14 protein-coding genes are annotated in these 15221 nt (G+C 74.2%); 5 read left to right on the plus strand and 9 right to left on the minus strand.

Going from position 1 to position 15221, the window contains the following annotated elements:
• Positions 1-18: 18 nt before the first annotated feature.
• The 6 genes from FB458_RS17725 to FB458_RS17750 form a co-directional block, all read right to left on the minus strand.
• On the minus strand, positions 19-1131 hold the full coding sequence (locus tag FB458_RS17725) for a prephenate dehydrogenase (protein ID WP_141849667.1): 1113 nt from the start codon (positions 1129-1131) through the stop codon (positions 19-21).
• A gap of 2 nt (positions 1132-1133) precedes the next feature.
• Positions 1134-2204, minus strand: a complete 1071-nt coding sequence (locus FB458_RS17730; RefSeq protein WP_141849668.1) for a pseudouridine synthase — start codon at positions 2202-2204, stop codon at positions 1134-1136.
• On the minus strand, positions 2201-2815 hold the full coding sequence (gene scpB / locus FB458_RS17735) for an SMC-Scp complex subunit ScpB (RefSeq protein ID WP_141849669.1): 615 nt from the start codon (positions 2813-2815) through the stop codon (positions 2201-2203). The genes FB458_RS17730 and scpB overlap by 4 nt, the downstream gene beginning before the upstream one ends.
• Positions 2808-3788 carry a segregation and condensation protein A gene (locus FB458_RS17740; protein ID WP_141849670.1) on the minus strand — a complete coding sequence of 327 codons (981 nt, stop codon included), beginning with the start codon at positions 3786-3788 and terminating at the stop codon, positions 2808-2810. The genes scpB and FB458_RS17740 overlap by 8 nt, the downstream gene beginning before the upstream one ends.
• Before the next feature lie 5 nt (positions 3789-3793).
• Entirely contained in the window at positions 3794-4666 is an 873-nt protein-coding gene (locus FB458_RS17745; RefSeq protein ID WP_246061625.1) for a ParA family protein, read from the minus strand.
• A 330-nt stretch (positions 4667-4996) separates the two neighbouring features.
• Positions 4997-5968 (minus strand): site-specific tyrosine recombinase XerD, encoded by a 972-nt coding sequence (locus FB458_RS17750; protein WP_246061344.1) that lies wholly within the window; start codon positions 5966-5968, stop codon positions 4997-4999.
• A gap of 53 nt (positions 5969-6021) precedes the next feature.
• Here FB458_RS17750 and FB458_RS17755 point away from each other — a divergent pair, with 53 nt between their 5' ends.
• On the plus strand, positions 6022-6441 hold the full coding sequence (locus FB458_RS17755) for a nuclear transport factor 2 family protein (RefSeq protein WP_170185732.1): 420 nt from the start codon (positions 6022-6024) through the stop codon (positions 6439-6441).
• A complete protein-coding gene (locus FB458_RS17760; protein WP_141849671.1) occupies positions 6438-7058 on the plus strand; it encodes a hypothetical protein in 621 nt (206 codons plus the stop codon). The genes FB458_RS17755 and FB458_RS17760 overlap by 4 nt, the downstream gene beginning before the upstream one ends.
• Here FB458_RS17760 and hisS read toward each other — a convergent pair.
• Together hisS and FB458_RS17770 are read right to left on the minus strand one after the other, a co-directional pair.
• A complete protein-coding gene (hisS, locus tag FB458_RS17765) occupies positions 7021-8400 on the minus strand; it encodes a histidine--tRNA ligase (protein ID WP_141849672.1) in 1380 nt (459 codons plus the stop codon). The two genes, FB458_RS17760 and hisS, sit on opposite strands and share 38 nt — an antisense overlap.
• Positions 8397-9092 carry an MBL fold metallo-hydrolase gene (locus tag FB458_RS17770; protein WP_141849673.1) on the minus strand — a complete coding sequence of 232 codons (696 nt, stop codon included), beginning with the start codon at positions 9090-9092 and terminating at the stop codon, positions 8397-8399. Before FB458_RS17770 ends, hisS begins: the two co-directional genes overlap by 4 nt.
• 253 nt (positions 9093-9345) lie before the next feature.
• On the opposite strand from FB458_RS17770, the gene FB458_RS17775 reads away from it, so the two are divergent.
• Genes FB458_RS17775 through FB458_RS17785 form a run of 3 tightly spaced genes read left to right on the plus strand, consistent with a single transcriptional unit; the run spans position 9346 to position 12732 of the window.
• Positions 9346-10209: a peptidylprolyl isomerase gene (locus FB458_RS17775; RefSeq protein WP_141849674.1), complete on the plus strand. Its 864-nt coding sequence runs from the start codon at positions 9346-9348 to the stop codon at positions 10207-10209.
• A gap of 2 nt (positions 10210-10211) precedes the next feature.
• On the plus strand, positions 10212-11864 hold the full coding sequence (locus FB458_RS17780) for a DUF349 domain-containing protein (protein ID WP_246061345.1): 1653 nt from the start codon (positions 10212-10214) through the stop codon (positions 11862-11864).
• 19 nt (positions 11865-11883) lie between these two features.
• Complete coding sequence (locus FB458_RS17785; RefSeq protein WP_141849675.1) at positions 11884-12732, plus strand: hypothetical protein; 849 nt, start codon at positions 11884-11886, stop codon at positions 12730-12732.
• 159 nt (positions 12733-12891) lie between these two features.
• Here FB458_RS17785 and FB458_RS17790 read toward each other — a convergent pair whose 3' ends face one another.
• On the minus strand, positions 12892-15219 hold the full coding sequence (locus FB458_RS17790; RefSeq protein ID WP_141849676.1) for a RelA/SpoT family protein: 2328 nt from the start codon (positions 15217-15219) through the stop codon (positions 12892-12894).
• Positions 15220-15221: the final 2 nt, after the last annotated feature.

Genomic DNA, 15221 nt, shown 5'->3' on the forward strand with positions numbered 1-15221 from the left:
ACCCGCCGGCGGGGGCCGTCAGTCGTGGACGCGCCAGCCCCGCTCGGCCAGCGCGGTGTGCAGGTGCTCGACGGCGGTCGGCAGGACGGCGACCTCGGCCAGGCCGAAGGGCAGGCCCAGCCCGTGGTCGATCCGCAGGTCCTCGAGGTTGACGCCGGCGTCGCCGATGTCGACCAGCAGGGAGGCCAGCGCTCCCGGGCGGTCGGGCACGACGACGACGACGGAGGCGTACGACGTCGGTCCCCCACCGTGCTTGCCGGGGATCCGGGCCTGACCGGTGTTGCCGTCGGTGATGCTGCGCGCGACGACCTGCAGGGCGCCGGGGGCGGGCGCCGCGTCGGCGTCGGTGCCGGTCAGCGCGTCGAGGGCGGCGAGGAGGTCGTCGAGGTCGGCACGGACCTCGTGCAGCACGCTGCGGACGGCCGCGGCGTTGCCGGCGAGGATCTGGGTCCACAGCCGCGCGTCGCTGGCCGCGATCCGGGTGACGTCGCGCAGCCCCTGGCCCGCGAGGGCGACGGCGTCGTCGCTGAGGTCGCGCAGCCGCGCGGCGACGAGGCTGGCCGCCACCTGCGGCACGTGCGAGACGACCGCGACGGCGGCGTCGTGCTCGGCGGCGGCCATGACGGTCACCACCGACCCGACCGCCTCGGCGACCCGGCGCACGAGGTCGACCGCGGCCGGGGCGCTCGACGCCCCCGGCACGACGACCCAGGCGCGGCCCTCGAAGAGGTCGGCGCGCGCGGCCATCGCTCCGCTGCGCTCGCGGCCGGCCATCGGGTGCGAGCCGACGTAGCGGGTCAGGTCGGCCCCGGCCGCCGCGACGGCGGCGGCCACCGCCTCCTTGACGGAGGCGACGTCCGTGACGACGGCGCCCGGCCAGCGGTCCAGCTCGGCGGCGACGACCGGGCCGGCGACGTCGGGTGGGGCCGCGACGACGACGAGGTCGGGCTCCGGGTCGTCGGCCGAGGCCAGCCGGCCCGCCCCGAGGTCGCGGGCGAGGGCCGACGCGGTCGGGGACGGGTCGTGCAGCACGACGTCGTACCCGGCGCGGGTCAGCGCGATGCCGAGGCTCGCGCCGATGAGGCCCGTCCCGACGACGCGGACGCGCCCGGCGCCGGTGTCGTCGGCCACCGTCACATCCCGGCGGCCGTGTAGAGCTGGCCCACTTCCTCGCGGGTGAGCCGGCGGTAGCGCCCGGACTTGAGGCTGCCCAGGTGGATCGGCCCGACCTGGGTGCGCACGAGGGTGATGACCGGGTGCCCGACGGCGTCGAGCAGGCGCCTCACCACGTGCTTCTTGCCCTCGTGGAGCACGAGCTCGACCAGGGCCTTGCCGGGCTGGCTGTCGACGAGCCGGAACGAGTCGACCGCGACGACGCCGTCCTCGAGCTCGACGCCGTCGCGCAGCCGTCGACCGAGGTCGCGCGGGATCGGGGCCGGCACCTGCGCGAGGTAGGTCTTCGGGACGCCGTACGCCGGGTGCTGCAACCGGTGGGCGAGGTCGCCGTCGTTGGTGAGCAGCAGCAGCCCCTCGGTGTCGGCGTCGAGCCGGCCGACGTGGAAGAGGCGCTCGGGCCGGTCGCCGACGTAGTCCGCCAGCGAGACCCGCCCGAGGTCGTCACTCATCGTCGAGACGACCTTGAGTGGCTTGTTGAAGGCGAGGTAGACCCGTGACTCGTCGAGGTTGACCCGCGTGCCGTCGACGTGGACGGTCTGCCGGTCCGGGTCGACCCGGACGCCGAGCTCGGTGACGACGTGGCCGTCGACCTGGACGCGGCCGGCTGCGATGAGGTTCTCGCAGGTGCGGCGCGAGCCGACCCCGGCGCCGGCCAGCAGCTTCTGCAGGCGCACGCCGTCCGGGTCGTGGACGTCGACCTGCGCGTCGTCGTCGCGGCGCTGCGGCAGCCGGGTCGGCTGGCCCGGCCGGGTGTTGCCCGCGAAGCGCGGGCCCTTGCCGCCCTGACCGGTGGTCGGGCGCGCCGAGCCGGGTTTGGCGGTGCGCTTGCCCAGCGGGGTCCTGCCCTCGGCGGGCTTCTTGGCGAACGGCTTTCCCGAGGAGGACTTCCCGGAGGACGGCTTACCCGAGGACGACTTCCCGGCGAACGGCTTCCCGGACGAGGGCTTCCCGGAGGACGAGCCACCGGGGCGCCCACCAGGGCGGCCACGTCCCTGACCGCCGGCGCCGCGGCCGGGCTGGGGGCTCATGCCCGCCCCTGCTCGGCCAGCTCGTCGAGGGCGTCGACCTCGGGCAGGAACGGCGCCAGGGCGGGCAGGTCGTCGAGCGACCCCAGCCCCATCCGCTGGAGGAAGTACGGCGTCGTGCCGTAGAGGACGGCGCCGGCCTCCCCGAGCTGGTCGACCTCGGTGACGAGCCCGCGGGTGAGCAGCGTGCGCACGACCCCGTCGACGTTGACCCCGCGCACCGCGCTGACCCGCGCCCGGGACACCGGCTGGCGGTAGGCGATGACCGCGAGCGTCTCGAGGGCGGCCTGCGTCAGCTTGGCCTGCTGCCCGTCGAGGAGGAACTTCTCCACGACCGGGGCCAGCTCGGCCCGCGAGTAGACGCGCCAGCCACCGGCGACGCTGCGCAGGGTGAAGCCGCGACCCGCGGCCGCGTAGTCGGTCTCGAGCTGCTCGAGGGCGGCGACGACGTCGTCGACCGGGACCTCGAGGGCGGACGCGAGCGTCACCTCGGCGACCGGCTCGTCGACGACCATGAGGACCGCCTCCAGCGCGGCCGGCAGGCCGCCCGGCAGGTCGTGGACCGAGAAGGCCGGCGCGGCCGGGTCCTCGGTCAGGGTGTCGTGCTCAGTCATCTCTCTCCTCGTCGGCCGGGGCCGTCGCCGGCGCCGCGGGGCCGGGCGTCGGGCCCGGTCCGTCGGTGGTGCCGCTCGTGTCGTCGAACTCGTCGAACTCGTCGGACAGCCCGACGTCGCCCTGGTCGCTGCCGGTCCAGCGTACGGTCAGCTCGCCCAGGGCCTGCTCCTGCTCGAAGGCGATCGCCGCCTCGCGGAAGAGCTCGAGCAGGGCCAGGAACCGCGCGACGATGACCAGGGTCGAGTCGGCGTCGGCCACGAGGTCGCGGAACGACGCGGTGCGCCGCGTCCGCATCCGGGCGACGACGATCTCGGCCTGCTCGCGGACGCTGACCTGGACCTGGTGCAGGTGCTCCAGCCCGACCGTCGGCGGCGGCTTGGGGGTGAGGGCCCGCGCCGCGACCATGGCCAGCTGGAGCGGGGTGACGCCCATGACGAGCTCGGGCAGGAGCGCGGCGAACTGCGGCTCGAGCCCGGCCTGCCGCGGTGTCATCCGCCCCGCCGCGGCCATCCGGTCGGCGAAGGTGCGGGCGATGTCCTTGAAGGCGCGGTACTGCAGCAGCCGGGCGAAGAGCAGGTCGCGGGCCTCGATGAGCGCGAGGTCCTCCTCGTCCTCGGGGCCGGTCTGCGGGAGCAGCCGGGCCGCCTTGAGGTCGAGCAGCGTCGCCGCGACGACGAGGAACTCCGACGCCTGCCCGAGGTCCCACCCTCCGGCGGACGCCTGGGCCGCCTTGAGGTGCGCGACGAACTCGTCCGTCACCTTGGCCAGCGCGATCTCGGTGATGTCGAGCTTGTGCTTGGCGATGAGCCCGAGGAGCAGGTCGAAGGGGCCCTCGAAGACGTCGAGGTGCACCTCGAAGGTCGAACCGCCCGCGCGCCGGGTGAGCACCCCTCCCGGGGTCACCTCGGACGTCCCGGACGGCAGGACGTCACCGCCGTCGACCGGTCGGTCGACGGGTCCCGCGGCGGTCATCGGGCTCAGGCCGCCCCACCGCGGGCGATGAGCTCGCGGGCCAGCTGGCGGTAGGCGGCCGAGCCGCTGTGGGTGGGCGCGTACGTCGTGATCGGCTCGGCGGCCAGCGTCGCGTCGGGGAACTTGATCGTGCGGCTGATGACCGTGTGGAACACCAGGTCGCCGAAGTGGTCGACGACGGACTTGACGACCTCGCGGCTGTGCAGGGTGCGGCCGTCGTACATCGTCGCGAGGATGCCGTCGGTCTGGAGCTTGGGGTTGAGCCGGTCGGTGATCTTCTCGATCGTCTCGACGAGCAGCGCGACGCCGCGCATGGCGAAGAACTCGCACTCCAGCGGGATGAGCACGCCGTGCGCGGCCGTCAGCGCGTTGACGGTCAGCAGACCGAGCGACGGCTGGCAGTCGATGAGGACGACGTCGTACTCGTCGAGCACCGGGCGCAGCGCGCGCGCGAGGATCTGCTCGCGGGCGACCTCCCCCACCAGCTGCACCTCGGCCGCCGACAGGTCGATGTTGGCCGGGACGACGTCCAGACCCGGGGTCCGCGTCGGCTGGATGAGGTCGTGGATGTCGAGGCCGCGCTCGACGAGCAGGTCGTAGACGGTGCGGTCCAGCTCGTTCGCCCGCACCCCGAAGCCGACGGACAGGGCGCCCTGCGGGTCGAAGTCGACGAGCAGGACGCGGCGGCCCAGCTCGGCCAGCGCCGCGCCGAGGTTGATGGTCGTCGTCGTCTTGCCGACGCCGCCCTTCTGGTTGCACATGGCGATGATCCGCGCCGGGCCGTGCGACGACAGCGGCGCCGGGTCCGGGAACGCGGGCAGCGGGCGACCGGTCGGGCCGATCTCCCCCACGCCCACCTGCTCGGTGCCCGGGAGCACGCTGCGGTGCTCGAGCCGGTCCTCGTTCGGTGCCTGCTCCGGCGTGTGCACCGGAACCTGCTCCGGGGGCTGCGGGGTGGACGCGGTGTCGCCCGGTCCGCCGGGGGCCTCGTACGGGCGGTCCTCGTACGGCTGGTCCTCGTGCGGTGGTCTCGCCTCGGCGGTCACGGTCGTTACGGCTCCGGTCTGGGTCTTGCGGTCGGTCGGCTCGCGCTGATCGCCGCCAACCTACCAGCGTGGTCGGGGTGGGCGCCGCAGCGGCGCCACCGGGGCGTGTCTCGACCTCGACCACACGTCGATACAGCCTCGACCTCAGGTGGAGATCGAGCCTCATCGAGCCCGGGGATGGGCTCCGGCGTACACCTCGAGCAGCCGCTGGACCGAGACGAGCGTGTAGACCTGCGTCGTCGTCACCGACGCGTGACCGAGCAGCTCCTGCACGACGCGGACGTCGGCCCCGCCGTCGAGCAGGTGGGTGGCGAACGAGTGCCGCAGGGTGTGCGGCGAGACGTGGGCGCTCAGCCCGGCCCGGTCGGCGACCTGCTGGAGCACCGCCCAGGCACCCTGGCGCGAGAGCCGCCCACCCCGCAGCCCGAGGAAGAGCGCGGGGGTCCCGCGCCCGGCGGCCGCCAGGGCCGGACGACCCCGCACGAGGTACGCCGCCAGGGCCTCGCGCGCGTACCGGCCGACGGGGACCAGTCGCTCCTTGCCGCCCTTGCCGAGCAGCCGGACGGTGCCCGTGCCCTCCCGGCCCGCCTCCGGCTCCAGACCCTGCACGTCGTCGACGTCGAGCGCGACGGCCTCCCCGATCCGCGCCCCCACCCCGTAGAGCAGCTCGAGCAGCGCGCGGTCGCGCAGGGCCGCCGGGGTGTCCCCCAGCGACGCGGCCGTCAGCAGCCGCTCGACGTCGTCGACCGGGATCGCCTTCGGCAGCCGGGCGGGCGGGGTCGGCGGGCTGACGTCGGCCGCCGGGTCGGTGGCGGTGGCCCCCTCGAGGGCGAGGAAGCGGTGCAGCCCCCGCACGGCGACGAGGGTGCGCGCGGCCGACGACGCCGCGAGCGGGCGGTGGCCGGCGGTGCCCTCGCGCAGCTCGGCGAGGAAGTCGGTGACGTCGCGCTCGCTCGCCTCCGCGGCGGCGGCGCGCCCCCGGCGGGCGAGGAACTCGCCGTACCGTCGCAGGTCGCGGCGGTACGACGCGAGGGTGTTGGCCGACGCCCCCCGCTCCACCTCGAGGTGGTCCAGCCAGCCGCGCACCTCGCGGGCCACCCGCGCGGGGACCTCGGGCACGGGGTCGGGCGGCACGCCACGAGGGTAGCCACGCGGCTAGCGTGTGGTCCCCCGAGCCAGGAGCGCTGATGGACGCCGTGACCCCCGTGACCCCACCCCCCGCCGTCCGCCGCTGGCACGCCGTCGTCGCCGCGCCCGACCCCGCCGCGCGCGACGTGCTGCTGGCCGACCTGCTGGACGACGACGTCGTGTTCCGGTCCCCGGCCGTCCACTCGCCGCAGGAGGGGCGGCTGCTGACGACGACGTACCTACGGGCGGCGACGACCGTCCTCGGCCCGACGCTGCGCTACGAGCGGGAGCTCGTGACCGGCGACAGCGCGTGCCTGGAGTTCCACGCCGACCTCGGTGGCACCCTCGTCCACGGCGTCGACCTGCTGCGCTGGGGGGCCGACGACCGGCTGGTCGAGTTCACCGTCATGGTCCGCCCGCTGCGGGGCCTCACCGTCCTCGTGGAGCGGATGCAGGCGGCGCTGCAGGACGCGTCGTGAGGCTGTACGCCGACCTGCCCGCGCGGCGCACGCGGCAGGTCGTCGCCGACGTGCTCGTGCTGGCCTGGGTCGTCGCCTTCGCCCTCGCCGGGCGCGCCGTCCACGACACGGTCCTGCGCCTGCAGGGTCCGGCCGACCGGCTCACGAGCGCCGGCTCGTCGTTCGGCTCGAGCATGCAGGGGGCCGCGGAGCAGCTCGGGCGGCTGCCCGGGGTCGGCGACGCGCTGCGCCGGCCGTTCGACAGCGCCGCCGGGTCGGGCGCCGAGCTGACCCGGGCCGGGCAGGACCTCGCCGACGCCGCCGGCCACCTGGCCCTGGTCCTCGGTCTCGTCGTCGCCCTCGTGCCCGTCTCGATCGTCGTCCTGCCGTGGCTGCTGCTGCGGCTGCGCTGGGTGCACCGCGCCGCCGCGGTCGGTCGGGTGGCGGCGGGCGACCTCGACCTCGTCGCGCTGCGGGCGCTGGCCCACCAGCCCGTACGACGCCTCGCCGCCCTCGGCCCCGCGCCGGCCCGGGCGTGGCGCGAGGGCGACCCGGTCGCCGTACGACGCCTCGCCGAGCTGGAGCTGACCTCGCTCGGTCTCAGGCCCCCGTGGACGCGGCCGGCTCCACCCGAGTGACGCTCGGGCGCCGGTCGGCGGCGGGGCACTCCCAGGTCGTGGCGTCGGCGGCGACCTGCTCCCCGGTGCGGATGTCCTTGACCTCGTCGCCGCCGGTGTCGCGAGCCGCACCGGGGAACCAGACGTAGGGGATCCCGCGCCGCTCGGCGTAGCGGATCTGCTTGCCGAACCTCGCCGCGCTCGGCGCCACCTCGCAGGCGGTGCCGCGGGCCCGCAGGGCCGCCGCGACCGCGGTCGAGCGGGGCCGGTCGGCCTCGTCGACGAGCGCCACGAGCACGGCCGCCGGCGTCTTGCGCGAGGCGGTGAGCAGGCCCTTGCCGACGAGCAGCCCGAGCAGCCGCGAGACCCCGATGGAGATCCCGACGCCGGGGTAGGTCGTGCGCCCGTCGGAGGCGAGGGCGTCGTACCGGCCCCCGGAGCAGAACGACCCCCAGGACTCGAAGCCGAGCAGCTGCGTCTCGTAGACCGTGCCCGTGTAGTAGTCGAGCCCGCGGGCGATCCGCAGGTCGGCGACGATCCGGCCGGGCGCGTGCTCGGCGCCGGCGCGGACCACGGCGGCGAGCGCCTCGAGCCCCTCGTCGAGGACCGGGTGCTGCACCCCGAGGGCGCGGACCTGCTCGACGAAGCCGAGGTCGGCGGTGCGGATCCGGGCCAGGGCCAGGCACACCGCGGCCTGCTCGGGGCTCGCGCCCGCAGCGACCAGCTGCTCGGTGACGGCGTCGGCGCCGATCTTGTCGAGCTTGTCGACGATCCGCAGGACGGTGGCCACGCCGACGCTCTCGTCGAGGCCGACCCCGCGGTAGACCCCCTCGGGGATCTTGCGGTCGTTGACCTGGATGACGAAGTCGCCGACCGGGAAGCGCTCGAAGACGTCGGCGATGACTAGCGGCATCTCGGCCTCGTAGTGCGCCGGGAGCTCTCCGGCGCCGACGACGTCGATGTCGGCCTGGGTGAACTCGCGGTAGCGCCCCTCCTGGGGCCGCTCGCCGCGCCACACCTTCTGGATCTGGTAGCGCTTGAACGGGAAGTCGAGCTTCCCGGCGTTCTCGAGGACGTAGCGCGCGAAGGGCACGGTGAGGTCGAAGTGCAGACCGAGCTCGCCGTCCGACCCGCCGCGCTCCTGCGAGCGGGCGGCGAGCCGGGTGACCCCGTAGATCTCCTTGTCGGCGTCGCCGCCCTTGCCGAGCAGGCGCTCGACCGGCTCGACGGCGCGCGTCTCGACCGAGGAGAAGCCGTGCAGCTCGAACACCTCGCGGACGACGTCGAGGAAGCGCTGCTCGACGATGCGCTCCTGGGGCAGGAGCTCGGGGAAGCCGCTGAGCGGGAGGACCTTGCTGCTCACGCGGTCAATCCTCGCAGGTAGGGGTTGCCGGCCCGCTCGTGGCCGATGGTCGTCGCGCTGCCGTGCCCGGGCAGGACGAGGGTGTCGTCGGCCATCGGCAGCACGACGTCGCGCAGCGAGCGCAGCATCGCCTCGTGGTCGCCGCCCGGCAGGTCGGTGCGCCCGATCGACCCGGCGAAGAGGACGTCGCCGCTGAGGCAGGTCGAGGTGACGTCGGCGCCGGCGACCTGGGGGACGTCGTCGAGGGTGAAGACGACCGACCCCTCGGTGTGCCCGGGGGCGTGCCGGACCCCCACGGAGAGGCCGGCGAGCTCGAGGGTCCGCCCGTCCGTGATCTCGACGACCCGCTCGGGCTCGCGCCACTGCGTCGCCGGCCCGAACTGCTGCTCGAACATGCCCAGCAGCTGCGGCGAGACCGTCGCCATGAGGTCGTGCAGCCGGTAGGCGTCGTCGGTGTGCAGGTACGCCGCCAGCTCGCCGCCGCACACCGGCGTCACCGACCACACGTGGTCGACGTGGCCGTGGGTGAGCAGCACGGCGGCCGGGCGCAGGCGGTGCTCACGCAGCACCTCGGCCAGCTGGTCCTCGATGCCGACCCCGGGGTCGACGACGAGGCACTCCTGACCCGGACCGGTGGCCAGGACGTAGCAGTTGGTGCCGAACGCGGCGGCGGGGAAGGCGACGGTGAGCACGAGGGCAGGCTACTGACCGCCGTACGGCGTCCTCGCGGGGCTCGCTGCGGGGCTCGGCCCGGGGCTCCGTACGGGGCTCCGTACGGGGCTCCGTACGGAGCTGCGTACGGCGATCGTCATGCAGTCGTGACCCCCGCGGGGACCGACCGGGTGTGGCTCCACGGGGGCTCTGCCTAGACTGGCTGCCCGTGCCCGGCCGACGCCGGTCACGGGTGCGCCCCCGAGGGTGGGTGGCGCCGGCGAGACGTGGCGGGTGGCCTCGATCCGGGCAGGGTCCGGGGCCGCCGTCGGCAACGCGACGGGCACCGTGCCCGCGCAGAAGGAGGCCCGGTCCGTGCGAGACAAGCAGGCGATCTTCGCCGTCGTGGGTGTGCTGGTGGTGGTGGCGGCGTTCGTCGTCGCGGCCAACCTGCTCACCCGGCCGAAGTCGGACCCCCCGGCGGCCACCCCCACGAGCCAGTCCTCGGCCACCCCGGAGGCCGGCGCGACGACCTCCGCCACCCCGACCGCCACGCCCAAGGTCCTCGCCGGCTGCCAGCCCGTGCCGAAGCCCCAGGCCACCCCGAAGAAGCCGACCGGGACCCCCGACGTCGCCGCCGCCAAGGGCAAGACCTTCACGGCGACCATCGACACCACCTGCGGCAAGATCACGGTGGAGCTGTTCGGCACCAAGGCGCCGGCCGCGGTGTCGTCGTTCGTCTTCCTGTCGAAGAACGACTACTACGCCGACAGCCCCTGCCACCGCCTCACCGGCCAGGCGCAGGGCATCTTCGTCCTCCAGTGCGGCGACTCGACGGGCACCGGCAGCGGCCCCGGCCCGGGCTACCACTACGGCGTCGAGAACGTCCCGAGCAACGACGTGTACAAGCGCGGCGTGCTGGCGATGGCCCGCAAGTCCGGTGACCCGAACAGCAACAGCGACCAGTTCTTCATCGTCTACAAGGACACGACGCTGCCGAAGTCGGGCGACGGCTCGGGCTACACCGTGTTCGGGCAGGTGACCAGCGGCCTCGACATCGTCGACAAGATCGCCGCCGCCGGGATCAACCCGTCCGACCAGACCTCGCCGCTGGCGCCCATCAGCATCCTCGGCACGACGACCACCCCGAAGGCCTGATCGTGAGCGACATCGAGCAGACACAGCACACGGACGCGCCGACCGAGGAGACCGAGCTGGTCGCCTCGGAGGAGTCGACGCCCGAGACCCCCCAGGTCCCCGTCGAGGAGCCCACCGTCGAGGAGCCCACCGTCGAGGAGCCCACCGTCGAGGAGCCCACCGTCGAGGAGCCCACCGTCGAGGAGCCCACCGCCGAGGAGCCCACCGCCGAGGAGCCCACCGCCGAGGAGCCCACCGCCGAGGAGCCCACCGCCGAGGAGCCCACCGCCGAGGATCCCACCGCCGAGGATCCCACCGCCGAGCAGCCGCACGTCCCGACCCCGGCCGAGGTCGTCGCGCACGCCGCTCCCCCGGCCGTCCCCTCGCCGGCGATGCTGGCCCGCCCGTCGGCGGCCAGCGCCGCCCTGCGCGAGTTCGGGCGCGTCGGCGACGACGGCGTCGTCTTCGTCAAGACCCCCGACGGGGGCGAGCGCGAGGTCGGCTCCTACCCCGGCGCCACCCCCGGTGGGGCCCTCGCCTACTACGGACGCAAGTACGACGAGCTGCTCGCCGCCGCCGACCTGCTCCTGCAGCGCCTCCAGCAGACCGAGGTCTCGGCCAAGGACGCCGAGGAGAGCTACGCCCACCTGCGCGAGCAGACCCGTGAGCCGCGCGCGGTCGGCGACCTGGCCGCCCTCGAGTCCCGTGTCGAGCAGGTCCACGCCCTCGTCACCGCCCGCCGCGAGGAGGAGACCGCCACCCGCGCCGCCGCCCGCGAGGAGGCCCGGGCCCACCGGGAGACCCTCGTCGCCGAGGCGGAGAAGATCGCCGCCCAGCCGCCGGAGCGCGTGCAGTGGAAGAGCAGCGGCGCCCGGATGCGCGAGCTGCTCGACGAGTGGAAGCAGCACCAGCGCACCGGCCCGCGCCTGGACCGCACGAGCGAGACGGCGATGTGGCAGCGCTTCAGCGTGGCCCGCAACAGCTTCGACCGCGCCCGTCGGGTCTGGTTCGCGCAGCTGGACACCCAGCAGTCCGAGGCCAAGGCCACCAAGACCCGCCTGGTCGCGGACGCCGAGCGGCTGTCGACGAGCAAGGACTGGGCGCCGACCGCGGGCGCGTTCAAGCGGCTCATGGACGAGTGGCGCCGCGCCGGTCGCGCCGGCCGTCAGGACGACGACGCGCTGTGGGCCCGCTTCCGCGCCGCCCAGGACGCGTTCTTCGAGGCCAAGGACGCCGTCGTGGCCGCCGAGGAAGAGGGCTACCGGGGCAACCTCGTCGTCAAGGAGCAGCTCCTCGTCGAGGCCGAGCAGATCCTGCCGGTGACCGACCTCGAGCGCGCCAAGACCGCCCTGCGCAGCATCCAGGACCGCTGGGACAAGGCCGGCAAGGTCCCCCGCGCGGACCTCGAGCGCACCGAGAAGGCCCTACGGCGCGTCGAGCAGGCCGTCCGGGACGTCGAGGACCGCAAGTGGTCCTCCACCAACCCCGAGGCCGCCGCCCGGGCCCAGTCCCTCGTCACCCAGCTCGAGGGCGCCGTCGCCGATCTGCGCGCCGACCTCGAGAAGGCCGAGGCGTCGGGCAACGCGCGCAAGGTCGAGCAGGCCCGCTCCGCCCTCGAGGCGCGCGAGGCGTGGCTGGCCCAGGCCCGCGCCGGCCTCGAGGAGTTCGGCGGCTGACGGCGGGTCGATCCGGGTCGTGAGGGCGACGTCGACCGTCCCGGCCTTCCGGGCGATGGCCGACCTCCCCAGCGCGCAGCGGCGTCGTACGGCGTGGTCCGCCTACGAGGCCGACGCCGCCGAGGCGTTCTCCGTCTACTTCGGCGGCTGGGCGTCACGCGCGGCGGTGCAGGCCGCAGCGGACGCCGCACCTGACCTGCTCGACGGGCTCGAGGAGCGCGAGGCTCGCGCCCTGTCGGCGGCCCGGGCGGCCGAGCTCGTGCTGCGGGACGCCGGCCTGCTCGAGGCCGGACCCGACGACGACCTCGACGTGGTGCTCCTCGTGGGCGTCGGCGCCTCGAACGGGTGGGTGGCACCGTTGCACGGCCGTCCGACGCTCTTCCTCGCCCTCGAGCTGCTCCCGCCGACGCCGTACGACGTCGTGCTGGCGGTGCACGAGGCGGTGCACCTCGCCGTCGAGCGGCGTCGCCCGGACGCGCCGTGGCCGGACGGTCTCGTGCAGGCCGTCGTCGACGAAGGTCTGGCCACCGTGCTCAGCCGCCGCCTCGTCCCTGGTCTCGCCGAGAGCGCCTACCTCTGGTTCGACGACGACCACGGGGAGTGGGTCCGGGCCTGCGAGGTGGCGGCGGCCGGGCTGCGGCTCCGCGCCCTCACCGCCCTCACCGACGACGCCTCGGCCGACGACCTCTTCCTGATGGGGCGCGGCGGTGCGGCACCGGAGCGCGGCGGTTACTGGCTGGCTGACCGGGTGATGACGCAGGTGCTGTCGACGCACGGCCTCGACGACGTCATCGGGTGGACCCACTCCGACGCGACCGCGATCGTCTCGCGCGCTCTCGAGGGCCCTCCGCGAGTCGCGCCCACCTGACGCACGTCGCGCACGCGGTGCTGGGATCCATCAATTGCTGGGTTTTAGCGCAGCCCCCCGCACACGCGGTGCTGGGATCCATCAATTGATGGGTTTCAGCGCAGCCCGTCGCGCACGCGGTGCTGGGATCCATCAATTGATGGGTTCCAGCGCGCGGAGTCAGGCGTCGTCGCCCTCGTCCGACTCACCGTCGGTGATCTTGGTGCCGGTGATCCGGTAGACGTCGAAGACGCCGTCGATCTTGCGGACCGCGCGGATGACGGTGTCCAGGTGCGTGGGGTCGCCCATCTCGAACGTGAACCGCGAGAGCGCGACCCGGTCGCGCGAGGTGTGCACCGACGCGGACAGGATGTTGACGTGGTGGTCCGAGAGGACCCGCGTCACGTCGCTGAGCAGGCGGGAGCGGTCGAGCGCCTCGACCTGGAGCTGGACGAGGAAGACGCTGCTGGCGCTCGGCGCCCACTCGACGTCGATGAGCCGGTCCTGCTGGCGCAGCAGCGAGTCGGCGTTGGTGCAGTCGCGACGGTGGACCGACACGCCGCTCCCCCGGGTGACGAAGCCGAGGATCGGGTCGCCCGGCACCGGGGTGCAGCACTTGGCCAGCTTGACCCACACGTCGGCCGTGCCGACGACGACGACGCCCGGGTCGCCGCCGCGCCGCGACCGGGCCCGGCTCGGGACGGTGGCCTCGGCGAGGTCCTCGCTGGCCCCCTCCTCGCCGCCGAGCGAGGTGACGAGCCGCTCGACGACGTGCTGCGCCGAGATGTGCCCCTCCCCGACGGCGGCGTACAGGCCGTCGATGTCGGGGTAGCGCAGGTCGCTGGCGATCCCGGTGAGCGTCTCCGAGGTCATCAGCCGCTGCAGCGGCAGGCCCTGCTTGCGCATCGCCTTGGCGATGGCGTCCTTGCCGGAGTCGATCGCCTCCTCGCGGCGCTCCTTGGAGAACCACTGGCGGATCTTGTTGCGGGCCCGCGCGCTCTTGACGAACTGGAGCCAGTCGCGGCTCGGGCCGGCGCCGTCGGCCTTGCTCGTGAGGACCTCGACGACGTCGCCGTTCTCCAGCGTCGACTCCAGCGGCACCAGCCGGCCGTTGACCCGGCCGCCGATGGTGTGGTGCCCGACCTCGGTGTGCACGGCGTAGGCGAAGTCGACCGGGGTCGACCCGGCCGGCAGCGAGACGACCTCACCCTTGGGCGTGAAGACGTAGACCTCGCCGCCGTTCATCTCGAAGCGCAGCGAGTCGAGGAACTCCCCCGGGTCCTCGGTCTCGCGCTGCCAGTCGAGCAGCTGCTTGAGCCAGGCCATGTCGTTGGACGGTGCGCCCTTGCCCGGGTCGGGGACGACCTTGCCGTCCTCCTTGTACTTCCAGTGCGCGGCGACGCCGTACTCCGCCCGGCGGTGCATGGTGTGCGTGCGGATCTGGATCTCGACCGGCTTGCCCTGCGGGCCGATGACCGTCGTGTGCAGCGATTGGTACATGTTGAACTTCGGCATCGCGATGTAGTCCTTGAACCGCCCCGGCACCGGGTTCCACCGGGCGTGCAGGGCGCCCAGCGCGGCGTAGCAGTCGCGGACCGTCTCGACGAGGACGCGGACGGCGACGAGGTCGTAGATCTCCTCGAAGTCGCGGCCGCGCACGATCATCTTCTGGTAGACGGAGTAGTAGTGCTTCGGCCGGCCGGTGACGACGGACTTGATCTTGGCCCCGCGCAGGTCGTCGGTCACCTGACCGCGCACCTCCGCGAGGTACTCCTCGCGGGCGGGGGCGCGCTCGGCGACGAGCCGGACGATCTCGTCGTACACCTTGGGGTAGAGCGTCGCGAAGGACAGGTCCTCCAGCTCCCACTTGATGGTGTTCATGCCGAGCCGGTGGGCCAGCGGCGCGTAGATCTCCAGCGTCTCGTGGGCCTTGCGCTGCGCGGACTCGCGCGAGACGTAGCGCCACGTGCGGGCGTTGTGCAGCCGGTCGGCGAGCTTGATGACGAGCACGCGGATGTCGCGGGCCATCGCGACGATCATCTTGCGGACCGTCTCGGCCTGCGCCGCCTCGCCGTAGGTGACCTTGTCGAGCTTGGTCACCCCGTCGACCAGCCCGGCGATCTCCGCCCCGAACTCCCGCTTGAGCTGCTCCAGCCCGTACGCCGTGTCCTCGACCGTGTCGTGCAGCAGCGCCGCGGCGAGGGTGGTCGGGGTCATGCCGAGCTCGGCGAGGATCGTCGTCACCGCGAGCGGGTGCGTGATGTAGGGGTCGCCGCTCTTGCGCATCTGCCCGCGGTGGGCGTGCTCGGCGACGTCGTACGCCCGCTGGATGAGCCCGAGGTCGGCCTTGGGGTGGGTGCTGCGCACCGTCTGCAGGATCGGCTCGAGGACGGGGTTGCTGGCCACCCGGGGGCCGCTGAACCGCGCCAGCCGGGCCCGCATGCGCAGGGGCGTCGTCGGCAGCGACGTCCCCACGGACGACGGCTCGACGTGCGCCTCCTCGCTCATGA

Origin of the sequence: Lapillicoccus jejuensis (genome assembly GCF_006715055.1) — a bacterium.
GTDB lineage: Bacteria > Actinomycetota > Actinomycetes > Actinomycetales > Dermatophilaceae > Lapillicoccus > Lapillicoccus jejuensis.